This is a genomic window from Rickettsia endosymbiont of Lasioglossum villosulum, assembly GCF_964026455.1.
In the GTDB taxonomy this organism is placed as follows: domain Bacteria; phylum Pseudomonadota; class Alphaproteobacteria; order Rickettsiales; family Rickettsiaceae; genus Rickettsia.
This window is the reverse complement of record NZ_OZ032152.1, coordinates 1,272,812-1,295,242: the sequence shown is the minus strand read 5'-3', so window position 1 is coordinate 1,295,242 and position 22,431 is coordinate 1,272,812. Positions and strand designations below refer to the sequence as shown.

The following is a 22,431-nucleotide window of genomic DNA, read 5'->3' as shown; positions in this document are numbered from 1 at the left end:
TAAATTATTGTTAATAGTAAATATTGACTAATTTGTGAAAATTTAGCATAATCTAAATAGGTCGTGTAGTTGCGTGATTTTTAAAAAATTACGAGGAAAGTCCGGACTCTATAGAGGTATGGTGCCGGGTAACGCCCGGCGGAGTAATATTACTTTAGGGAAAGTGCCGCAGAAAATAAACCGCCGTAATATATTCTATATTACGGTAAGGGTGAAAAGGTGTGGTAAGAGCACACCGGTAAGTTGGTAACAAGTTACGCATGGTAAACCCCACCAAGAGCAAAATCAAATAGGCGTTACAGAGCTTTTATAAGCTCCCGGGTATCTCTAACCGGTTTGTAATGCGGGTAGATTGCTTGAGGTAAACGATAACGTTTATCCTAGATAAATAACTACAACGAGCTATTTATAGTTCGTACAGAATCCGGCTTATAGACCTTATTCTGTCATCCTGTGGCTTGTCCACGGGATCCAGTTAAAAATTATGAAATAATTTTTTCGCTATATTAAAAGCTCAATTTATCTCGCTTTATGCTGGATCCCGTGGTCAAGCCACGGGATGACACTAAGAACATAAATATATATGTTAAACCCCTAATGAAAAAATTATATCATTATCCTATTTGTCCCATCTCAAGACAAGCTCGTGTCTTTTTAAAAGAATTAGATATACAATTTACTACAATTAAAGAAGATTATTGGCAGTTTAATAAAGAATTTCTGAAAATAAACCCTGCCGGAACATTGCCTGTTTTAGAGGAACAATATGGCTTATCTGTAGTTGGTATTTATCCTTTGGTAGAATATCTTCATAGCAAATATCCAAATTTTAATTTTTTAGATGAGGATGTAGATGTTTGTTGTGAAATCAGGCGATTATTCTTTTGGTTTAATGATAAATTTTATCGTGAAGTTACAAAAGTTATTATCGATGAAAAAGTTATAAGATCAATCGCTAAAATGAGTAGCCCGAGAACTGAATTTTTACGTGCTGCAAAAAATAACCTAAATTATCACCTAGAATATATGACTAGCTTACTTAAGAAAAGAAGTTATATAGTTTCAGACTCCCTAACTATTGCCGATATTGCAGCAGCTTGTCATTTATCCGTACTTGATTATTTTAGTGAAATTTATTGGGATAAATGGATTGTTATTAAACATTGGTATTCGCTAATTAAATCAAGACCCGCTTTTAGATTATTATTGCAAGATAGAATCCCAGGCTTTACTCCACCAAGCTATTATACAGATTTAGATTTCTAAAAGCTCATACCAGCTATAAATATACAGTATTATGGATAATAAGAAAAAACAAGAAAAGGAACTGAATGCAGAATCCATCAAAATATTAGAAGAATCAGTTAATGGCTTAAACATAAATGAATATTCTTCTTATCAAGAAATGTATAAAAAGCTTGATTTAGATTCTGTGGAAGAAAACTAAAATAATTATTTTCATTTGTTGACAACGAGCCTATATCATTATATTTAGTTACTTACTTAAAAATAAAATATGAGATAGCTTATGCAACTTAGTTCGATCTCTTTTCCATTATTAAAAAGGCAAACAATAGAAATAGCGTTAGGGATAGCATTGCTTGCGATTTGTTCGCAAATAATAATACCTATGAAGCCGATATTTATTTCATTGCAAACCGTTGCAGTTATGTTTATCGGGCTTACATATAATAAGACCACTGCCCCTTTAACGATATTATCTTATATAACTCTTGGAGTAGTAGGAATGCCTATATTTGGAGAATTTTCCAGTGGCTTACGAATATTATTCGGTCCTACCGCTGGATATCTAGCAGGCTTTATAATTGCTGTATACGTTATGGCAAGCTTAAAAGATAAAATTTTTATTAATAATAAGCTATTAAATCAAATTACCTTATGTTTGATCGGTAATATTATCATTATGAGTTTAGGCTGGATGTGGCTTGCTAAAATGATAGGAGCAAGCGGTGCATTTTACGGCGGTGTATTACCCTTTATAATACCTGGTATAATTAAATCAGCTTTATTAATTGGGCTTATTAACGTGGTAAAACCAAAAGTCAAATATACTAGTTGAACTTGAAAAATTAGCTATTATATGTCATTCCCGCTTAAGGCTTGCTTGCGTGGATCATTCTCTCCCTGTCATCCCGTGGCTTGTCTGGCGTTGCTGCATGGATACCAAATCGTCATTGCGAGGAGCGTAGCGACATGGCAATCCAGAAAAAATAACAAAAAATGCTAATTTATAGCATTTTTTAACTAGATTGCGTACGTACAATTACTTGGTAATTTCCTCGCAATGACGGAAAAACCAATCCATGCAATAATAAGATTTTTTAAATCTTTTTCTATCTTGAGCTTTTAAAGTCTTATATAACTCTATTATTCATAAAAAAATCAAAAAAATGTTCATGCCGCATTTTCCAGTACCAAAACCAAACTGGAAAAACCAAATTAAATATGACCTTGAAAATATAAATAGCCTTTTAAAAGCTTTAGGTAATCCTCATTTAAAGCTCCCTCCTGTAATACATATAGCAGGTACGAATGGTAAAGGCTCAAGCAGTGCTATGCTAAAAAGCATTTTTGCGACCGCCGGCTATAAAGTACATTGCTATACTTCCCCGCATTTATTAGAGTTTAACGAGCGAATTGTAGTAGCAGGTGAGAAAATCTCAGATAATGAATTATGGCAAGTTTGTGAACATGTAAGGGTAGTAAGTGAGAAATTTAATATTGAACCTAGTTTTTTTGAAGGAACGACAGCTGCCGCTTTTCTAGCATTTGCGAATAATAAAGCTGATATATTAATTTTAGAAACAGGACTCGGCGGTAGATTTGATGCAACAAATGTAATAGATCAGCCGTTAATTACGTTAATTACCCCCATTTCATATGATCATATGCATGTGCTAGGGTCAACCTTGCAGCTAATAGCTTTTGAAAAAGCTGGCATTATGAAGCAGGGCACGCCTTGTGTTATAAGCGTACAAGTTCCCGAAGTTCATGAAATATTATTTGCAAAAGCAGAAAATTTAGCAGCCCCCACCTTTTGTTATGAATATGATTTCGGTATACAAAAAACGGATAACGGATTTATTTACTCATCACGAAATTTTACACATGAATTTCCTACTCCCTCTTTAGTTGGTGATCATCAGTTGATCAATGCAGCCAGTGTTATTGCACTAATAAGTCTTATTAATAAACAATTTAATATTAATAATGAGGCTATTGCTAAGGGTCTACAAAATACTATTTGGTCTGCTAGAATCGAGAAAATTGATCCGCAAAAATATTCCAGATTAATAGGTGATAACGTACAAATTTGGGTGGATGGAGCTCATAATAATAGTGGAGCCCAAGCCTTAACAGCGTGGATTCGTGATAATTTAAAATCACCGATATATTTAATACTCGGTATGACTAAAAACCGCAATATAGAAGAGTTTTGTGCTTACTTCAAAGGTTTGATAACTAAAGGTTATGGTATTAAAGTTTTATCTGAAACATTAAGCTATAATGCTGAGATAATAGCCTTAGAGGCAAGCAAAACCGGTATTGATTTTGCTGCTAGTGAAAGTCTTGAAGAAGCAATTATGGACATAAAAAAAATAAATGGCGATAATAAAGCAAATATCATAATAACCGGATCGCTTTTCTTAGCGGCTGATTTTTATAAACTGCTATCTACTCATTGATCTATTATTTATACATAGCTGTACTTATCATTTTGGTATTTCTCTACACCAATCCATTAAATAAGACTTACAAAATCAGATTGACTTATTTGAAGTTTTGTTGATAAACAATTACCAAAATCCTATTTGGGTTTATTTCGCTCTATTATTTTTGGTACTTTATCCTACCTCAAATTAATTAAAATTTTCATCTATGATGAGAATGATTTTGCTCTAGATATAAAAGCCTTAAAAAGTAATGAAAATTATTTCTGGTCTTATAAAATCAATTATTTAAAAAAGCTGATCAATGTAGGAAAATAAAATGATTATTGCACATAGCATTAATTTATGTTACTATTAGCTCAAGGTCGTTAACTGCGTAGCGGGTAACGACCGCTATCAACGCTGGTTATTTAGGTAAAACTACTAATCCATACCCATCATAAATTCCCTTATCATTTTTTCTGAATTTTTGTTTAATAATTTGAAAATCTTCCTGAACCTTTTTACCGATTATATAACGCCCTATAGGCGATACTACTAAATCTGCCAATTGTAATCCTGCAATATTATTTTTTTTATTCTCTAACTTGAAGTCACAAATACGTTTTTTTAAATATTTTGCTTTAAAATGTCTTGTACCCTGTATTTTTAAATTTTCCCAAGCTATTTTTAATTGATTATCTAAAACAATATTACGACTTTCAGCAACTACTACGCCTTGATTCCCTTTTGATAATTCATAACCAAAACGTTCTAATAATATATTCAAGCTCAAAATATATGGATCAAGTGCAGCAAAGCCATAACTATCTAAATGCTTATTTTTATGAATTACACAAGCAACTACTTTATATTGCAGCCTATTCATTAAGTTATTCAATTCTTGATAAAAAAACTCTCTAAAATCTTTATCTTTGAGACATAAAAATTTGTTTTTATTACGGCATATTTCTGCAGTATGCAATATAATATCTGTAGTACCAAAAACTTTTTGCTTAAATTTATTCATTTCATATATTAATTCATTATCAGCATAATTTTTTTCTATAATTACACCTCCAAGTACAAAAATAGGATACGAAGGGTCAATCTTTGTAAGATTGTGATCACCTGACTCGTCAATAAATAATATATGCATTAATTACTACCTTATAAACCAAAAAAGTTATTACATGTTATTCGCCTATTAGCTATAAATTCTACTTTATTTTCATCCTTAAGTTTATATAAATTGTCTATATTTACAACTTGGCAGTAGTTTTGTAAAGCTAATTTTCATCTATGATTAGAATGATTTTGCTCTAGATATAAAAGTCTTAAAAAGTAATGAAAATTATTTCTGGTCTTATAAAATCAATTACTTTAAAAAGCTAATTAATGGGGAGTGATTAAGAAGTGGTGGCCATGGTCGGAATCGAACCAACGACACAAGGATTTTCAGTCCTTTGCTCTACCAACTGAGCTACATGGCCAAATATACTCGTTTTATTTGAAAAATTGGCTCTGCAAAGCTCTAGGAACTCACATGCTCACCTATTAAGTATAGGCTCCGCGTGTTCGCCCCTTGTTTTACATTCCAATTCTCCAAATCATTTGAGTATGTACTCGTTTTATCTAGAAAAGTAATCTAATCCTTATAATAGATTAATTGGCTTTTGTCTATTCTTAATTTACTAGTATTAGACAAAAATAAGAAATTATAGTATAATGCGTAATTATTTATATAGCATTTTCTATGATAAAAATTGGTAATATTGAACTTTCTTCAAACGTAATCCTTGCTCCGATGTCTGGTGTAACGGATTTAGAATTTAGAAGATTAGTGAAAAGATTCGGAGCAGGGCTTGTGGTGTCGGAAATGATTGCAAGCAGAGCAATGATTGTAGAATCTAGGCAATCACTGCAAAAATGTTCTATTATGCAAGACGATGCAACAAGTGCCTGCGTGCAGCTTGCCGGTTGTGAGCCGAACGTTATAGCTGAAGCTGCTAAGATGAACGAGGATATGGGAGCAAAGATTATTGATCTGAATTTTGGCTGTCCGGCGAAAAAAGTTGTAAACGGCTATTCAGGTTCGGCTTTGATGAGGGATGAGGGGCTTGCAGCTAAAATTTTTGAAGCAGCGGTTAAAGCAGTAAAAATTCCTGTAACTGTCAAAATGCGTATGGGCTGGGACGATCAGACAAAAAACGCTCCAACTCTAGCTAAAATTGCAGAAAGATCAGGAATTCAAATGGTGACAGTTCACGGTAGAACCAGATGCCAATTTTATTCAGGTAAAGCCGATTGGGAGTTTATCAAAAACGTTAAAGAGGCAGTAAAAATTCCGGTTATAGCTAACGGCGATATCACTAATTTTGCCAAAGCTAAAGAAGCATTAGAGAAATCCGGTGCGGACGGGGTTATGGTCGGTAGAGGGGCATATGGCAAACCTTGGCTTATTTCACAAATTGACCACTACCTTAAAACAGGCGAGGAAAAACCGGCACCATCTATAGAGAGTCAGCTAGATATAGTGCTTGAGCATTATCAGACTATCGTTGATTATTATGGCGAATCTGCAGGTGTACCTATCGCTCGTAAACATATGGGTTGGTATAGTAGCGGGCTGCCTAACTCGGCAGAATTTAGGGGAGCTGTTAATTTAATGAATGATCCAATAGCAGTAAAAGATAAGATTGTGGAGTTTTATACAAGCGTTATAAATAGAGAGTAATGAGAAAAGTTTTAAGTTTTATTTTTATAATATTGTTTTTTAATTCGAGCTATGCAAATGAAAGGATAGTTGACTATAAATCGGTCTTTTTGCCTGTAATCACTAGCGATAAAGAAACAAAAATTGCTATACGTTCGTACTTAACTAATTCTAAAAAATATTTTGTTTTAGTCGATCCAAATTCCTTTAAAACTGCTCTAATTCCGCAAGACCAAGTGGAGTTACCTAGAAATGAAGCAGAAAAACAAAATCTGCTAAAAAAATTAGGTAATACTCCTTATATCAAAGCTTTAAATAAATATACAAAGCCACCTTATGTGCAGCAAAATTATGGTGCTACTCATTCAATGTATGAGGTGAAAGGACAATTTCTTACAATTGATATGTGTCCTTCTTCTAAAAGCTTTGAGGAAGAATTTTTTAACAAACTTGTTGAGCTATCTGTTAAGTTAAATAAACCTATTCCAATTGCTATATGCGTTTCAGGTTTATGGATTAACAAACATGAGAAAGAATTTTTATGGTTAGTGCAGCAGCAAGAAAAAGGTCATTTACAAATTACTTGGGTTAATCATTCATTTAGCCACCCGTATTTCAAGGATAAACCTCTTGAGAATAATTTTCTTCTCTCTAATAAAGAAAATTTTGAAATAGAGGTTCTTGAAGCAGGGAAAGTATTAGTTGGCCATAATATTGCTCCGTCACCTTTCTTTCGTTTTCCCGGTTTAGTTTCAGATCAAACATTAATAGAAAAGCTAAAAGATTTTGGATTTATTCCGCTCGGAAGCGATGCTTGGCTTGCAAAAGGTGAAAAAGTTCAAGATGGTTCTTTTATCTTAGTGCATGGTAACAGCAACGAAAAAGCCGGAATAAAATTAATTATGCCAATGTTACCAGGTCTCAAATTATTACCTCTTGAAAAGGCATTTCTCTTGGCGAACTAAAAAGATTAGCGTTGTCCACATGGGTCAGAAAGCATGTTCGGTGTCATGCCGTGGCGGTATTGCCCGCGTGGATCGAAAAACGCCCACGGTGTCATCTAGTTGCTTGGGAACTAGATCCAGTTAAAAATATCAATAAATATTGATATTTTTAGTTGTTTTTTTGGATTTAATTCCCAAGCTACGGCAGGACTACCTTAGGGTATTTTTCATTCCACAAATAGCTATTAGTGGCTGTCTGCTACGTTTCCTAATGATACCATTTCATCTGAAGTATGAGTATCATGATCGGAGTTAGAAAAATTATTTAATCCATGATCTCCTGATGTATGCATAGGGGAATCAGAAGAAGTAATAATTGGAGACTTTGAATCATGTTGTAATGTATCTTGTAACGTATGTAAAATTTGTTGACTAATATTTGAACTTAATTCGTGTTGTTGATTTATAATTCCCTTTAATTCGTTTAATATTTGCAATATGTCTGGAGTATTTTTTAAAGTATTATTAAATTTCTCTAATAACTTAACAAGTAGATCGTAGTTTAATTCTGAATTCGTATTGTCTTCTATTTCTTCATATCTCTCTTCACTTTTTGATAATTCCTTAAGGCTTTGTATCAGTGTTGGTATGAATTTTTTTATTTGGTAAGTATTATTGCTTGTTTCTAATAATAGATTTTCTTCATCATGATTTATCTTATTTTTCCCTTTATACCAATCTATTCCACGCTTAATCCCATATCCTAGTAATCCCCCTAATACTATTCCTCCTGCTAAGGTAGTAATAATATAAGCAGCTGTATAGCCACCATCATTTGTATCATCGTTAGGAGTTCCTGCAGTTGTAGGAGGAGTTGTAGTGTCTGGAACGGAAACACCTAACATATGTAGAAACTTTTTTCCCGCTTCATATGCATCATTTGAAGTAATATTAAGATGATTTTTAATATCCCAACCCTTATCAATAGGTGACTCTGTAGTCGTTGTTGTTGTAGTTGTGGTGGTGGTAGGTATCAAGCTTATTAAATAATCTTTAAATTGTTGAAGTGCATTATTAGCTGTTTCAGGGCTACAATCTTCTAAACCTAAATAAGAAATAGTACCATTTGAAGATAATCTAGTATCCATTACCTCATAAAGTTCGTCTAAAACAGTAGCTGTATCATTTTGAGAAACAGTTGCAGCTTGATTTAAAATAACATGATTTTGACCATCTTCATTAATAAGACCCGCTATTTCATGTATTGCATTTCTATTACCACAATTCTTAAATACTGTTGTTAAACTTGCTCCTTCTTGCTTACTATCCTTATAAATCTGCGGTAAATCACATGATAAAATATTAGCGGAATAACCTTCTCTGAATTCTCCATCATCATTTGTTGTATAAACAGACAGAAATGTTTTGCTGGCTATTTGAGAAATTGCATATTTCATATTATTACCTAAATTACTGGTAATTTCGGTTAAACCTACAGGCATAACACATTTAAAAACTTTAGGTATATACATAATTTATTCTCCAATTTAAGTTAAAAACCATAAAATACGGTCCTTTACTAAAGGATATTAATATGTAAGTCAAGAAAAAGTTAAAATAATTTAATGCTAAAAACACTTGAAAGTAATTTTATTAGTTTTAATATTCTGCCAAATACAGTATGCTTATATATGATATAAGTTTTTTTGGTTGTTCGTACAAAAAGCTATTCTCTATATATTTTTTCTAGAGACTAATAATAAAACAGGAGAAAAATAACATGACTTATTGTGATAAATCTAATCAAACTTCCTATCCTTTTGTGCTACCTAATTTACCTTATGACAAAGAAAGTTTTAAACCACATTTTACTGCTGAAACTTTTGAGTACCATCATGGTAAACACCATAATGCTTACGTGCAGAATTTAAATAATTTGCTAAAAGATAAAGAAGAACTACAAAAAAAGAATTTAGAAGAAATTATAGACTGGTCATCGCAAAATCAAAATATTGCAATTTTTAATAATGCTGCACAGGTTTGGAATCATACATTTTTTTGGCATTCAATAAAGCCGAATGGTGGAGGAAAGCCAAGTGGTAAAATATTAAAGCAAATTAATGACGATTTTGGTAGTTTTGAAGAGTTTTGTGAACAGTTTAAAGCAGAAGCAACGGGGCAGTTCGGTAGTGGCTGGGCTTGGCTTGTATATCATAATAACAGATTACAGATTGTAAAAACTGCAAATGCTGGTACGCCTATAGCAAATGGTATGCAACCGCTTCTTGCATGTGATGTTTGGGAGCATGCTTATTATATTGATTATCGTAACAAACGTCCTGATTACGTTGACATTTTTATTAAGCATATGATCAATTGGGAATTTGTAGAAAATAATTTAACTAAATGAATATAAATTATGGCAGAAATAGAAAACTTTAAAAAAAATCGAAATTTTATTAAACCTATTGTTGATTTAAAGGAAGTTCAAGAAGAGCAAGTCAAATATATAGATGATCTAAAAGAAGTTCAAGAAACTCCAATTAGAAATATAGAAGATTCTAAAGAAGCTCTTATAGAATATGTAGCTTTTAGTGGTGGTGGGGCTAAAGGGGCTATATATTCAGGTGCTTATGCTGCACTAAAAAAAGCTGATCTTTTAGATAATGTAAAAGCTGTTGCAGGCTCATCAGCCGGTGCTATAACTGCAGCAATAGTGGCATTTGGTACACCAGCTGAGCGATTTGAAGAAATATCTAAAACTACTAATTTACAGGATTTACTAGGACAAAAAGGGTTTTCTGCTGGTGTTCTACAGTTAAATAAAGATGGTAAACCTTTATATAATTTGCTTGATAAAACTATAAAAGATAATGTAGGTGATTTTTTACAAAGACCAGATATTCTAAATGTCAAAGATGATAAAGATTTAGATGAGTTAAGAGAAAGACATAAAAGCGGTGGTAAAATATATTTTAGAGATTTAGCATTACTTCGAAAATATGATCCTGTTAACTATAAAGATTTAGTGGTTACGGCTGTTGAGAAAGATGCAGGTGTGCTAACTATTTTTAGCAGCCTTGATACGCCTGATGTTGAAGTTGCTTTAGCATGCCGTGCTTCTGCTTCTATCCCACTTGTTTTTGAACCAGTAGAAATTAATGGCAAAAAATATGTTGATGGTGGTTATTTGGATAACGTACCGACAAAATATTTTAAAGATAATGAGCCAGAATTTGATGTAAAAGAAATAACGAATGATACAGATGAGATTATATTAGCTAAAAAGCAAGGTAGAACTCTTTCTATGGCTTTTGGTGTTGGCATGGAAGCGGATGCAAATATTGCGATATATAGTGCTAGAGAATTTAAAAGTCCAGGTGAAATTGTAAAATTTTTAGCTGACGTATTATTTAAAATGATTGCAAAAATAGGTGGAAAATTTAAATATACCGACACTCTAAAAGAAACAAATGAGCAGCTACGTGAAAATGCTTTAAATACTGTTGTTTTAGATACCCAAGGAATTGATACTCTTGATTTTAAAGATGCCCAAAAATATGCTAACTATCTACATATTAAAGGATATTGCCAAACTATAGAATATACTAATAATCATGGGCTTGCTAAAGAAAAAGATAAAACGCTTGAACATCAGAAATTTCTATTAAATGTTTATGAAGTTTATGACAACAAGAATTTAAATAAAACCTTTGGAACCAAATTATTAGAAATGTTTATTCCGTCAAAGGAAAATAATGATTCCAAATGGCAACAAGGAGTCGTTGAAAACCATGATGATAAAGCAAAAATACTATTATCATTTTGTAATGTTAATGCTTTAACTAAAGAAAATTTACAACCACTTCTTACAGAATATGTAATAGCAGCTGCAACTAGCCGTAATGGTACATTAAAAGACAATACAAATTCAGTAAAAGCTTTATTCCATGTATTGAATGATCCGAGTACTTCTAATGAAGTAAAAGAAAGTTTTATAGAGGTGTTTTCTATAGATAAAAGTAAAGATACAAGATTTAATAAAACTAAAACTTATGATGAAAATATTGCTAAGTTCAAATTTACTAAAGATGATTTAGAATCGTTTATAACTAAAAATAAAAGCAATGCAATAAAGGTTCAAAATAAATATGCTCCACCTAAGCATAGGCAGCATGGGTAAACATATTGCTATTTATCTTTTTCTAAGATATTAATAGGGTCATCAAACTCTTTTAAATTTAAAGCTTTACTATCAAAGCTTATAGTAGAATCACATCCAGATATTTTATTAATTTTACCCAATAAAATATCTGAAAAGTCAGTGTTATATTTTTCATAATCATTGAGAGAGAGCCATAATATTTCAGCTTGCTCAAATGTAAATTCCGCAGTAGATAATATAATTCTTACTACTGAAATAATTTCTTTTTTAGAGTATTTATAGCCTCTTTCTAAAACCCAAATAAGTTCACAGATTACTATATTATTAATAAATATTGATCCTGTTTGATGCTCATATTGGGCTATGAATCTATTCACTATATTTGCCTGCTTTTCATCATCTTGCGTTAAATATCTAACTAAAATATTAGTATCAACTCCTATCATATCGACCTCTAATAATTTCATTCATTTCATCACAATTTATAGCTTTTTTAGGCTTAGGCAGAATACCTTTTAACTTGTGTACTGAATTATTAATTGGGACAAGAGCTATGTAATTATCTTGGATAATAAACTCAAGTTTAATACCTGAGGTTAAATTTAGCTGTTCTCTTATAAAATTGGGTATAGTTAACTGCCCCTTACTGGTAAGTGTAGAATAATAATTTTTCATAATTACCTTACTTTAAATATAAATTCTTACTTAACATAATAAAGTAAGGAAAAGAATTATTCAATTAAATTATTATTTATTTTGTTAATGAAAAAATTGTTTACTAACTTATTAATGTTATTTATAACTAATTAATATTAACATAATCTAAAGATTATTCATGGAATTACACCCACCTATCGATTCCAAATATGATTATAAAATCAATAATACAACCTCTAAAATTCTAAAAACATTCTTCTAATCTTAAAGCCATTAAAACCAGATAATGATCCAAGTGTTAATGTTGAAACTTTGGGTGCTGCACAGAATGACTCAGAGTTATTAAATTCTGACTAATTTATATTATGGAGTTTTTTGTTGTGTGGATCATTTACCCCTGTCATCCCGTGATTTATTCACGGGATCCAGTTAAAAATACTAATAAAATTAGTATTTTTTATTATTTTCTGGATACCGTGGACAAGCCACGGTATGACACCGAGGGCGTTTTTTTATCCACGCAACAATGCCACCACGGGATAACAATACAAAACTTTAAATAAGTCAATCTGATTTGTAAACTTTGTATGATAATTTGCAAAATGTCATTGCAAGAAAAATTAAATAAATCTAAAGATCAAAATAATTTATTTGTTATTAGTTAATATATATAGTATTATAGGTATATTAAGTATAATACGTAAAACTATATGAATATATCTGCAACTGAATTAAATAAGAATCCTGGAAAAATTATTGATCAAGCATTAAGAGAGCCAATAGTCATTAACAAACAAGGTAGACCTACTGTTGTTTTAGTAGATTATGAATATTTTACTAAACTTGAAGATGATTATTGGGGAAAGGCAGCAAAAAATATTACAGAACAACCGGAGTGGCTATCAGCAAAAGAATCAGAAAAATTTCTTAGAAGCTAATCCATGAGAGAAATAGTTTTAGAAAAAAGAGTAATAAAAACGTTAGAGCGTTACCCTGAAAAGCATCAGCGTCAAATAAAAAATAAAATTCTGTCTTTAATGGAAAATCCAATACCGAATGATAGTAAATTATTAGTAAGTTATTCTCATTTTCATAGATGCGATATCGGAGAATATAGAATAATTTACAGCTTTAATGAAAGTACGATTTACGTCATATTAGTTGGCAAACGTAATGACTCTGAAGTGTATAAGTTATTAAAAAATATTTTCTGAAAATAAAATCTTTATAAGTCTTACACTTTTTATTTATGGCGGTTAGCAAATCATATTTATTTGCTTCCACCATTTAAGTTATACTCTTCAATCACTCCCAATTAATCAATTTTTTAAAGTAATTGATTTTATATGACCAGAAATAATTTTCATTACTTTTTAAGGCTTTTATATCTAAAGCAAAATCATTTTCATCATAGATAAAAATTTTAATTAACTTGAGATATGATAAAGTACCGAGGATAATAGAGCGGAATAAACCTAAGAAAGATTTTAGCAATTGTTTATCAATTATAAGTATAATTTTATTGCATGGCGATTTAAATAAACTACGAATTAAAGTATAATAAGCATAGGATTTATAAGGTTTTTTAGCTAGAATAAATTCTATCATTAAATCCCTATCTATCCCATCTGGATAGATTTCTCGCAATAATTCTTCGCTTTTAATAATAAAATCTAAATATGGCTCGATAAGGGTTATTCTTTTTTCTACACTATTATTCATGGCGGTTTAATCTCCTTTAAACTTAAATTATTCAAGTTGATCACCAAGAAACTAAATATCTCAATGGTGATCAGGGGATTGACAAACCGCTAACAAGAACAGCCATGATAACCTTTAAGCTTAAAATAATATTTAATTCTAAGCTCTGAACATGCGTTACCATCCCCCCGATCCTATGATTGAGGGTTACATCAATTAATGGTAGATGAAGCCACTTGTTAGTTAAGGGATGTCAAGCCCTGAAACAGCCCTAGCTGTTCCAAAAAGATTCTAAGCAAAACTTCAAATAAGTCAATCTGATTATTGATTAATCTTCAAAAATTATTATTTATTTTAAATTAAATATCTATTGTTTTTTTAAAACCCATCGTTATAATTCACTCATGTTTTTATTAACTTTAACTAAATTATAAAAATGAATATAAAAAGCTTTATATTAAGATTTTTTATTATCATATTTATTAGCATACATAATTTTACAGCATTGGGACAAAAAAGCCTACATTATGCTTTTATAACGACTCCTCTATTTGGCTATGTAAATCCTACCCTTGAAATTGTGCAAGCCTTAATTAAGTCAGGACATAAAGTTACTTACTTCAATGTTCCAGCTTATCAAAAACAAATAGAGAATTCAGGAGCAGTTTTTATACCATATCAAGGAACTGCGGCTTCAAATTTTGTAAAAGATGTAAGTTCTAAAACTATTGAATTGAATATATTATATACACAACTTGATAATATTCTTACAGAGGTAGAACCTGCCATCATAGAATTTTTTAATAAAAATGAAATTAATATAGTGATATATGATCAATTTGCGGTATGGGGGAAAGTTATAGCAGAAAAATATCATATTCCTGCTGTGTGTTCTAACCCCATGTTACTAGCTAAGCCTGAAGAATGGACAAAGTCACCTAATGTTATCCCTAGTGATAATAAAAATTTCCCATTTAATTATATGATAAGTAATCTTAGCTGTAGTAATGCTGATGAGATTATAGCTTATACTTCTTCTGAATTACAACCTGAATTTAGTAATCAAGAAAATATAATTTTTTTCGGTAAAAGATTTATTGATAAGCCTATAAGTGAAGCAGTGTTAAAAGATAACTCTTTAATTTATATCTCTTTAGGTACAGTAAATACTAATTTTGATTTATTTAATCAATTAATAGAATTTTTTAAAAATACATCTTATAAAGTTATAATTTCTGTAGGTAATAATGAAGAAATGTATAAAGAATTATCTTCAAAAAAATCTAGAAATATAGAGATTCATAAATTTGTTGATCAAACAAAAATTTTATCAGAGGCAGCTATATTTTTCACACATGTAGGTGCTAATAGTTTATATGAATCAATAAATGCTACTGTTCCAATAATAATGATTCCTCAAGCTGATGAACAAAATCTTAATGCTCGTAGAGCTAAGGAATTGCAATTAGGTTATATTCTGCAATCAGAAAATATTTCTAAGCAAGCAATACAAGATGCTTTTAATGATATGCGAAGTAACTGGAGTAAGTATAAAGAAAATATGCGTAAGTTAAGGGAAACTTTTGTAGATTCTGAGGATGCAAATGCATTAGCTTCAGATTTATCTCATTTGGTTACTATCGAAAATAGCGAAAGTCAGAGCGTTGCTAAATAGTTTTGGTCAATTTCTGCTTTGTTGCATGGCTTGGAAAATGCCCTATATGTCATTCCTGCTTAAGTCATTGCCTGCGTAGATCAAAAGCACCCTCGATGTTATCCCGTGGCTTGTTCATGGGATCCAGTCAATAAAAAGCATGAACATATTAAATTTCTCAAATTAAAAGCTCGATTACTCTTGCTTTTTTCTGGATCTAGTTCCCAAGCCACGGGAGGCATTGTTGCGTGGATCATTTTCTCGTCATTGCGAGGAAATTACGAAGTAATTGACGAAGCAAGGAAGTAAAAAAATGCTAACTTATAGCATTTTTTATTATTTTTTCTGGATTGCCACGCTCCTTTTAGTCCGCTCGCAATGACGATTTGGTATCCACGCAACAATGCCGCCACGGGATGACAATACAAAACTTCTTGCAAATGTTGTTGCATAATAAAGCTATCGCTTATATACTTTACGGGATAAATTAAATCCGTTAAAATTCTGCATGGTAAATAGTAATTTTTATAGAAATCTGGGACCAAGAAAGCTAACGGCAATTGCAGATTTCCTACAAGATTTTATAGAAGCTCCTAAAATTCATGAAGATGTAGCTATTCATGATATTAAAATTTTACAAGAAGCCTCTTCTAATGATATTAGCTTTTTGAGCAATATTAAATATTCTCAATTTTTAAAAAATACTAAAGCTGCAGCTTGTATCGTGCCAAAAGACTTTACTGGAGAAGTAAATCCCAATACTGTTTTATTGCGTGCTGAAAATTCATATTTTGCTTACGGCAAGCTAATAGATTTTTTCTATGCTCCGGTAAAATCGTATACTGCTAAAATAATGAAATCAGCTTATGTTGCAGAATCAGCAACTATAGGTAAAAATTGTTATATAGGTCATAATGCAGTTATTGAGGATAATGTTGTTATAGGCGATAATAGCATAATAGAAGCAGGCAGCTTTATAGGGACAGGAGTGGTTATTGGCAGAAATGCTAGAATCGAATCTAATGTATCAATAAATTATTCTGTTATAGGGGATGATGTTGTAATACTTTCAGGAGCAAAAATCGGACAAGACGGGTTCGGCTTTTCTACTGAAAAAGGTATGCATCATAAAATATTTCATACTGGAATTGTTAAAATCGGTAATAATGTTGAAATCGGTGCTAACACTACTATCGATAGGGGATCGCTGCAAGATACTATTATAGAAGATTTATGCCGTATAGATAATTTAGTGCAGATCGGGCATAGCGTCAAAATAGGTAAAGGCTCTATTATTGTAGCACAAGCAGGCATAGCTGGAAGTAGTGTAATCGGTAAATATTGTGCTCTTGGAGGGCAAGTGGGAGTCGCCGGACATTTAAATATAGGTGATGGAGCTCAGGTAGCAGCACAAGGCGGTGTAGCACAAAATATAGAAGCGGGTAAAATTGTTGGCGGTAGTCCAGCTGTACCTGTTATGGATTGGCATAGGCAATCTATTATTATGAAACAATTAATAAATAAGAGATCTAAATAAATGACTATCGATATTACCGAAATTATGGATTTGATACCTCATCGTTATCCGTTTTTATTAGTGGACAAAGTAGTTGAAATTGATCCTAATAAATCAATAACTGGCATTAAAAATGTTACTGTTAATGAGCCGCAATTTACAGGACATTTTCCGGCAAGACCTGTCATGCCTGGAGTTTTAATGGTTGAAGCTATGGCACAGCTTGCAGCTATATTAGTTGCTAAATCTCTCGGCTCTACTAAAAATAAAGAAGTATTTTTAATGGCTATCGAGAACTCAAAATTTCGCAAAGTTGTCCAGCCAGGGGATACAATGCATATTCATGCTACTATTGATCAGCAAAGAGCTAATGTATGGAAGTTTTCAAGTACGGTTAAAGTTGATGGTGAAATGGCAGCGGAGAGTAAATTTACCGCAATGATCAAAGATAAATCTTAAGGGTATACTCGATCAACTTGAAAAATTGGCTACGTCGCTTCTCATTTTTGATCCTCACGTTACTCGCGTGTACGCTGCGGTCAAAAATTCCGAGGCTTCTTGCTCTTTTCCAAGTTGATTCTCGTCTACCCCTTATATATTTGGAGTATAAATAGTGTCAAGTTCTAATACACAACCGGTAATCCATCCAACTAGTATAATTGCTGAAGGTGCAAAACTTGGTAAGAACGTAAAAGTTGGTCCATATTGTATTATTGGTCCAGAAGTAATACTGCATGATAATGTAGAACTAAAGTCTCACGTAGTTATTGAGGGGATTACTGAAATCGGGGAAAGTACAGTAATTTATCCGTTTGCGTCTATTGGTCAACCTCCGCAAATCTTAAAATATAATAATGAGCTGTCAAATACGATAATCGGTTCTAACAATATTATTAGAGAATATGTTACAGTGCAGGCAGGAAGCCAAGGCGGCGGAATGATTACAAGCATAGGAAATAACAATTTATTTATGGTTGGCGTTCATATCGGTCATGATTGCAAAATCGGTAATAATGTAGTGTTTGCTAATTATGTAAGCCTAGCTGGGCATATAGAAGTGGAAGACTATGTCATAATTGGCGGCTTATCTGCTGTTCATCAATATGCAAGAATCGGGAAATACGCAATGATTGGCGGTTTATCACCAGTTGGAGCTGATGTAATCCCTTTTGGTCTTGCAAGCGGCAAACGTGCAGTACTTGAGGGGCTAAACTTAATCGGCATGAATAGGAAAGAGTTTGATAAAGCAGAGTCTTTAAATGCTTTAAAAATAGTTCAGGAAATCTTTTTAGGTGAGGGTAATTTCGCTGATCGAATCAAGCAAGCTCAAGAGAAATATAAAAACAATTCTATAGTAATGCAAATTATCGATTTCCTTGAGCAGGGTAGTAACAGATCATTTTGTTCTTTTGAAAAAACAATGTCATTACGAGGAGAGCTACAAAGTAATTTGACGAAGCAACCCAATTAAAAAATCCTAAAATTAGCACTTTTTAAATATTTTTGTCATTACTATGCTCTTTAATATAGTAAGTCTATTAATACAAAAAAGCTTAACAAAAGAATTGTTAAGCCTTTTTTCTTTAAACAATAAAAATCTAGTCTTATTTATTATTCTAAATCAAGATTATTTTCTAATTCACCTATTATCTCTATAGATGTTTTAGAAAAGTTTATTAGATTATATGGATTATTAAAGTCTATTTTGCCTAAACTTAGCTCTAATGTACTTGCTCTTTCTGAAAAAATGATATTATTGTTTGGTTGATTTGTATTATGCGAATTAAGATAAAGGTTTGTAATAGTAGTATTTTGTTCAAGTGCATCGCTCAAATGAAGTATAGAAATATCTAAATTTCCAGATCCTGTTTCATTAAAGGTTTGATAGAATTTGATATAAACTTGCTGTTAAAGTCTTGATCAAAATCTAAAATATGCTCGATTTGATAACTAATTACCCCAGGATTTGTTTCGCTTTTTTGACTATCAATAATCTCTTTTTGACTTTTTATAGTGTCACTTAATTTTTGCTCAAGCTTTTTTTGATAATTTTCAACGATTTTATTTTTTTCTACTTCTGAGCTATTAAACCATTTAAGAGCAATTTCTTCCTCCTCATTTTCAGACTTACAATTTTTAATTCGGTCTATTTTATCAGTAATTTCTGAAATAGTTTCATCAATAAATTTAATATTAAGAAAATATATTTGATTTAAAAGTTCAGCGGTAGTTTTTTCTAAATTTACTGATTCCACTTTATTGGATAATTTCCATTTAATATATTCTCTGAAATTTGCCTTAATGTCTATAAATTCATCTATATATTTTAGAATTAGAAATAGTTTTGGGTAATATATAGCTTTTTGAATTAATATTAAATTTAATATATTTAAAAACTTCTTTTTGTGTTTGGTAGTCAAATAAAAATTTTTGCTGTATAGATTCTGCAATAATTTGGATAACGCTATCTCTAAAATTAACTGCTTCTAATTCAATACTTATATCTGTCATCTTAAAAATCTTAATTTAAATTAACTTTTGTAGCGACAAAAATATATTAATAGTTAACTTATGTCAATAATTTTATAATTTAAATTATAGATATTATAAGGATGAATTAACAAAAATAAAGCTAGGGATTTAAAATAAGTAGTAGAATTTTAAATCCCTAAAGTATCTCTATATAACTCAAGCATAGCGTCCTGTTCAGCTAGCTTATCTTTATCAAGTTTTTTTAGCTTTAAAACAGTTTTCATCGCTTTAACATCAAATCCGTGTGAAGAAGCATCTTGAAAAATATCCTTAATTTCTTCAGATAGATCAGCTTTTTCTTGCTCTAACCGCTCTATTTTGCTTAAATATTGCTCTAATTGTTCTTTTACTACTACTTCAGACATAAAAAATTATTTAACCTTTTTAAATTTACTATATAATACAAATATCATTCTTATTCAATAAAATATTAATAATGCAAATTTATCCTTTGAGGCTTTTGCCTAATAAAATCGATTTTGATTTTATGAATTTTAAAAAAGTCAGTTACACTTTCTCAATTATTTTATCACTCATTAGCTTTATTTGGATTGGTATGTACAAATTTAATTTCGGTATTGATTTTGCCGGAGGTATAGTTATAGAAGTAAGGCTTGACCAAACGCCAGATTTACCAAAAATGCGTCAAGTTTTAGGTGAGCTTGGAATTGGTGAAGTAGTGCTGCAAAACTTTGGTAGTGAGCGTGACTTATCGATTAGATTTGGTAGTAGTAGCGAAGATAATTTAATGAAAAATATTGAGCTAATAAAGACAGCTTTACAAAATAATTTTCCTTATAATTTTGAATATCGTAAGGTGGATTTTGTTGGTCCGCAGGTCGGTAGGCAGCTAATTGAGGCAGGTACTATGGCAATGCTATTTTCGTTTGCGGCGATTATGGTTTATATTTGGGTGCGTTTTGAATGGTATTTTGGGCTTGGTATACTTATTGCTTTAGTGCATGATGTTATATTAGCACTTGGATTTATGAGTATAACAAAACTTGATTTTAACTTAAGCACCATTGCGGCAGTGTTAACTATCATAGGATATTCTGTTAATGATTCGGTAGTGATATATGATAGGATCAGGGAAAATTTACGTAAATATCATAAAAAAGGCATCACAGAAATCATAAATTTAAGTATTAATGAAACTCTATCTAGAACAATTTTAACAGTAGTGACTACTCTACTTGCTAATTTGGCACTTGTTCTTTTTGGTGGTGAAGCGATTCGTAGTTTTAGCGTACTTGTATTTTTTGGAATAATAGCAGGGACTTATTCGTCTATTTTTATTTCCGCTCCGATACTTACGATATTTGCCAATAGAAAATTTGAGAAAAAGTAAAAAAGCGTCATTGCGAGCGACTGTAAGGAGCGTGGCAATCTCATGAGATAGTACATGATTCCTAAGATTGCCGCGTCGCTCCGCTCCTCGCAATGACACAACAAGAGTAATTTATGCTGAAAAAAGAAGATAGAATTTTTACTAATTTACATGGTGAGCAAAGCCATGATTTGAAATCTAGCAAGAAGCGTGGTGATTGGGATAATACTAAAGCTTTGCTTAATAAAGGCAAAGAATGGATTATTGAAGAAGTTAAGAAATCGGGACTTAGAGGACGAGGAGGTGCAGGATTTTCTACCGGCACTAAATGGTCGTTTATGCCTAAAGAATCAAAAAAGCCATCTTATCTAGTAGTTAATGCTGATGAATCTGAACCCGGCACTTGCAAAGATCGAGATATATTAAGATATGAACCACATAAGTTAATAGAGGGGTGTTTGCTCGCCAGTTTTGCCATAGGAGCAAATAGCTGTTATATTTATATTAGAGGGGAGTTTTACAACGAAGCTTCCAATATTCAGCGTGCGTTAGATGAAGCATATAAAGATGGTTTGATAGGAAAAAATGCTTGCGGTTCAGGCTTTAATTGTGATATTTATTTGCATCGTGGAGCTGGAGCTTATATTTGCGGCGAAGAAACAGCCCTGTTTGAAAGCTTAGAAGGTAAAAAAGGTATGCCGAGGCTAAAGCCGCCTTTTCCGGCAGGCTTCGGATTATATGGCTGTCCAACCACTATAAATAATGTTGAATCTATTGCGGTAGTACCAACTATTTTAAGGCGAGGGGCTAGTTGGTTTGCATCGATCGGTAAGCCAAATAATACCGGTACTAAGATTTTTTGTATATCAGGTCATGTTAATAAGCCTTGTAATGTTGAAGAGGCAATGGGGATTCCTTTAAAAGAAATCATTGAGAAATATGCGGGCGGTGTTCGTGGTGGTTGGGATAACCTTAAAGCCATAATACCAGGTGGCTCTTCTGTTCCTCTGCTTCCTAAGTCTCTATGCGAAACTGCCGATATGGATTTTGATAGCTTAAAGGCAGCAGGTTCTAGTTTAGGTACTGGCGGGATTATTGTTATGGATAAATCAACTGATATTATTTATGCAATAGCACGTCTTAGTAAGTTCTATATGCACGAGTCTTGCGGTCAGTGTACGCCGTGTCGTGAGGGTACAAGCTGGATGTGGCGTGTTATGATGCGGCTCGTTAAAGGTGATGCCAAAAAATCCGAGATAGATCAGCTTCTTGAAGTTACAAAGGAAATAGAGGGGCATACTATTTGTGCTTTAGGTGATGCTGCCGCTTGGCCAATTCAGGGGCTTATACGTCATTTCAGAAGCGAGATTGAAGAAAGAATGCAATAGCCTTTATGTCATGTGTAGGGGCATAGGTGTTAACTTAAAGAGTATTATTGTTGCATGGGTCGAAAAACGCGTTCGGTGTCATCCCGTGGCTTGACCACGGGATCCAGAAAAAGAAGCCTAAATACAACAAGTTTTTAAAGCTAAAAGCTCGATTTTA

25 protein-coding genes, 1 tRNA gene and 1 other RNA gene are annotated in these 22,431 nt (G+C 32.0%); 17 read left to right on the top strand and 10 right to left on the bottom strand.

The annotated features are described in order from the left end of the window. Positions 1–53: 53 nt before the first annotated feature. The 5 genes from rnpB (at position 54) to AAGD49_RS06455 (ending at position 3,707) form a co-directional block, all read left to right on the top strand. An RNA gene (gene rnpB, locus AAGD49_RS06475) (RNase P RNA component class A) lies at positions 54–448 on the top strand. Positions 449–597: 149 nt separating this feature from the next. Further along, on the top strand, positions 598–1,266 hold the full coding sequence (locus AAGD49_RS06470) for a glutathione S-transferase family protein (RefSeq protein ID WP_341788423.1): 669 nt from the start codon (positions 598–600) through the stop codon (positions 1,264–1,266). A gap of 31 nt (positions 1,267–1,297) precedes the next feature. Next, positions 1,298–1,447: a hypothetical protein gene (locus AAGD49_RS06465; protein WP_341788422.1), complete on the top strand. Its 150-nt coding sequence runs from the start codon at positions 1,298–1,300 to the stop codon at positions 1,445–1,447. Between the two features lie 81 nt (positions 1,448–1,528). Next, positions 1,529–2,080 (top strand): biotin transporter BioY, encoded by a 552-nt coding sequence (locus tag AAGD49_RS06460; protein ID WP_341788421.1) that lies wholly within the window; start codon positions 1,529–1,531, stop codon positions 2,078–2,080. Positions 2,081–2,411: 331 nt separating this feature from the next. After that, positions 2,412–3,707 carry a folylpolyglutamate synthase/dihydrofolate synthase family protein gene (locus tag AAGD49_RS06455; protein WP_341788420.1) on the top strand — a complete coding sequence of 432 codons (1,296 nt, stop codon included), beginning with the start codon at positions 2,412–2,414 and terminating at the stop codon, positions 3,705–3,707. A gap of 391 nt (positions 3,708–4,098) precedes the next feature. On the opposite strand, the gene AAGD49_RS06450 is transcribed toward AAGD49_RS06455, so the two are convergent. Continuing rightward, a complete protein-coding gene (locus AAGD49_RS06450) occupies positions 4,099–4,830 on the bottom strand; it encodes a DUF3800 domain-containing protein (RefSeq protein ID WP_341788419.1) in 732 nt (243 codons plus the stop codon). A 258-nt stretch (positions 4,831–5,088) separates the two neighbouring features. After that, positions 5,089–5,164: transfer RNA gene (locus AAGD49_RS06445), tRNA-Phe, on the bottom strand. Positions 5,165–5,427: 263 nt separating this feature from the next. Between AAGD49_RS06445 and dusB the strand changes: the two genes are divergently transcribed. Both dusB and AAGD49_RS06435 read left to right on the top strand, forming a co-directional pair. Then, on the top strand, positions 5,428–6,408 hold the full coding sequence (gene dusB / locus AAGD49_RS06440) for a tRNA dihydrouridine synthase DusB (RefSeq protein ID WP_341788418.1): 981 nt from the start codon (positions 5,428–5,430) through the stop codon (positions 6,406–6,408). Further along, a complete protein-coding gene (locus AAGD49_RS06435) occupies positions 6,408–7,352 on the top strand; it encodes a hypothetical protein (protein WP_341788417.1) in 945 nt (314 codons plus the stop codon). The genes dusB and AAGD49_RS06435 overlap by 1 nt, the downstream gene beginning before the upstream one ends. Positions 7,353–7,576: 224 nt before the next feature. Here the strand turns inward: AAGD49_RS06435 and AAGD49_RS06430 are convergent, their stop codons facing one another. Beyond that, positions 7,577–8,863, bottom strand: a complete 1,287-nt coding sequence (locus tag AAGD49_RS06430) for a DUF5460 family protein (RefSeq protein WP_341788416.1) — start codon at positions 8,861–8,863, stop codon at positions 7,577–7,579. Between the two features lie 248 nt (positions 8,864–9,111). On the opposite strand from AAGD49_RS06430, the gene AAGD49_RS06425 reads away from it, so the two are divergent. Then, positions 9,112–9,741: a superoxide dismutase gene (locus AAGD49_RS06425; protein ID WP_341788415.1), complete on the top strand. Its 630-nt coding sequence runs from the start codon at positions 9,112–9,114 to the stop codon at positions 9,739–9,741. A 9-nt stretch (positions 9,742–9,750) separates the two neighbouring features. Then, positions 9,751–11,514, top strand: coding sequence for a patatin-like phospholipase family protein (locus AAGD49_RS06420; protein ID WP_341788414.1), 1,764 nt, complete (start codon positions 9,751–9,753; stop codon positions 11,512–11,514). A gap of 8 nt (positions 11,515–11,522) precedes the next feature. Here AAGD49_RS06420 and AAGD49_RS06415 read toward each other — a convergent pair whose 3' ends face one another. Both AAGD49_RS06415 and AAGD49_RS06410 read right to left on the bottom strand, forming a co-directional pair. Beyond that, complete coding sequence (locus tag AAGD49_RS06415; protein WP_341788413.1) at positions 11,523–11,963, bottom strand: type II toxin-antitoxin system VapC family toxin; 441 nt, start codon at positions 11,961–11,963, stop codon at positions 11,523–11,525. Continuing rightward, the gene (locus AAGD49_RS06410; RefSeq protein WP_341788412.1) at positions 11,929–12,171 is read right to left on the bottom strand and encodes an AbrB/MazE/SpoVT family DNA-binding domain-containing protein; all 243 of its coding nucleotides are present in this window, start codon (positions 12,169–12,171) and stop codon (positions 11,929–11,931) included. The genes AAGD49_RS06415 and AAGD49_RS06410 overlap by 35 nt, the downstream gene beginning before the upstream one ends. Before the next feature lie 692 nt (positions 12,172–12,863). Here AAGD49_RS06410 and AAGD49_RS06400 point away from each other — a divergent pair. Together AAGD49_RS06400 and AAGD49_RS06395 are read left to right on the top strand one after the other, a co-directional pair. Continuing rightward, positions 12,864–13,091 carry a type II toxin-antitoxin system Phd/YefM family antitoxin gene (locus tag AAGD49_RS06400; protein ID WP_341788411.1) on the top strand — a complete coding sequence of 76 codons (228 nt, stop codon included), beginning with the start codon at positions 12,864–12,866 and terminating at the stop codon, positions 13,089–13,091. Between the two features lie 3 nt (positions 13,092–13,094). Further along, positions 13,095–13,367 (top strand): type II toxin-antitoxin system RelE/ParE family toxin, encoded by a 273-nt coding sequence (locus AAGD49_RS06395; RefSeq protein ID WP_341788410.1) that lies wholly within the window; start codon positions 13,095–13,097, stop codon positions 13,365–13,367. Positions 13,368–13,458: 91 nt separating this feature from the next. Here the strand turns inward: AAGD49_RS06395 and AAGD49_RS06390 are convergent, their stop codons facing one another. Continuing rightward, a complete protein-coding gene (locus AAGD49_RS06390) occupies positions 13,459–13,875 on the bottom strand; it encodes a hypothetical protein (protein WP_341788409.1) in 417 nt (138 codons plus the stop codon). 415 nt (positions 13,876–14,290) lie between these two features. Between AAGD49_RS06390 and AAGD49_RS06385 the strand changes: the two genes are divergently transcribed. From AAGD49_RS06385 to lpxA, 4 genes are all read left to right on the top strand, one after another. After that, entirely contained in the window at positions 14,291–15,529 is a 1,239-nt protein-coding gene (locus tag AAGD49_RS06385) for a glycosyltransferase (protein WP_341788408.1), read from the top strand. Between the two features lie 487 nt (positions 15,530–16,016). Continuing rightward, the gene (lpxD, locus tag AAGD49_RS06380) at positions 16,017–17,045 is read left to right on the top strand and encodes a UDP-3-O-(3-hydroxymyristoyl)glucosamine N-acyltransferase (protein ID WP_341788407.1); all 1,029 of its coding nucleotides are present in this window, start codon (positions 16,017–16,019) and stop codon (positions 17,043–17,045) included. After that, positions 17,046–17,483, top strand: a complete 438-nt coding sequence (gene fabZ, locus AAGD49_RS06375) for a 3-hydroxyacyl-ACP dehydratase FabZ (RefSeq protein WP_011477847.1) — start codon at positions 17,046–17,048, stop codon at positions 17,481–17,483. Between the two features lie 181 nt (positions 17,484–17,664). Continuing rightward, positions 17,665–18,495: an acyl-ACP--UDP-N-acetylglucosamine O-acyltransferase gene (lpxA, locus tag AAGD49_RS06370; protein ID WP_410525920.1), complete on the top strand. Its 831-nt coding sequence runs from the start codon at positions 17,665–17,667 to the stop codon at positions 18,493–18,495. A 140-nt stretch (positions 18,496–18,635) separates the two neighbouring features. On the opposite strand, the gene AAGD49_RS06365 is transcribed toward lpxA, so the two are convergent. From AAGD49_RS06365 to AAGD49_RS06350, 4 genes are all read right to left on the bottom strand, one after another. Next, positions 18,636–18,857 (bottom strand): hypothetical protein, encoded by a 222-nt coding sequence (locus AAGD49_RS06365; RefSeq protein ID WP_341788405.1) that lies wholly within the window; start codon positions 18,855–18,857, stop codon positions 18,636–18,638. A 17-nt stretch (positions 18,858–18,874) separates the two neighbouring features. Continuing rightward, complete coding sequence (locus tag AAGD49_RS06360; protein ID WP_341788404.1) at positions 18,875–19,279, bottom strand: hypothetical protein; 405 nt, start codon at positions 19,277–19,279, stop codon at positions 18,875–18,877. Between the two features lie 58 nt (positions 19,280–19,337). Further along, a complete protein-coding gene (locus AAGD49_RS06355) occupies positions 19,338–19,535 on the bottom strand; it encodes a hypothetical protein (RefSeq protein WP_341788403.1) in 198 nt (65 codons plus the stop codon). A 149-nt stretch (positions 19,536–19,684) separates the two neighbouring features. Next, positions 19,685–19,921, bottom strand: coding sequence for a DUF2312 domain-containing protein (locus tag AAGD49_RS06350; protein WP_011477844.1), 237 nt, complete (start codon positions 19,919–19,921; stop codon positions 19,685–19,687). 71 nt (positions 19,922–19,992) lie between these two features. Between AAGD49_RS06350 and secF the strand changes: the two genes are divergently transcribed. Both secF and nuoF read left to right on the top strand, forming a co-directional pair. Beyond that, positions 19,993–20,907, top strand: coding sequence for a protein translocase subunit SecF (gene secF, locus AAGD49_RS06345; RefSeq protein WP_341788402.1), 915 nt, complete (start codon positions 19,993–19,995; stop codon positions 20,905–20,907). Positions 20,908–21,020: 113 nt separating this feature from the next. Then, positions 21,021–22,274: an NADH-quinone oxidoreductase subunit NuoF gene (gene nuoF, locus AAGD49_RS06340; RefSeq protein ID WP_341788401.1), complete on the top strand. Its 1,254-nt coding sequence runs from the start codon at positions 21,021–21,023 to the stop codon at positions 22,272–22,274. Positions 22,275–22,431 lie beyond the last annotated feature (157 nt).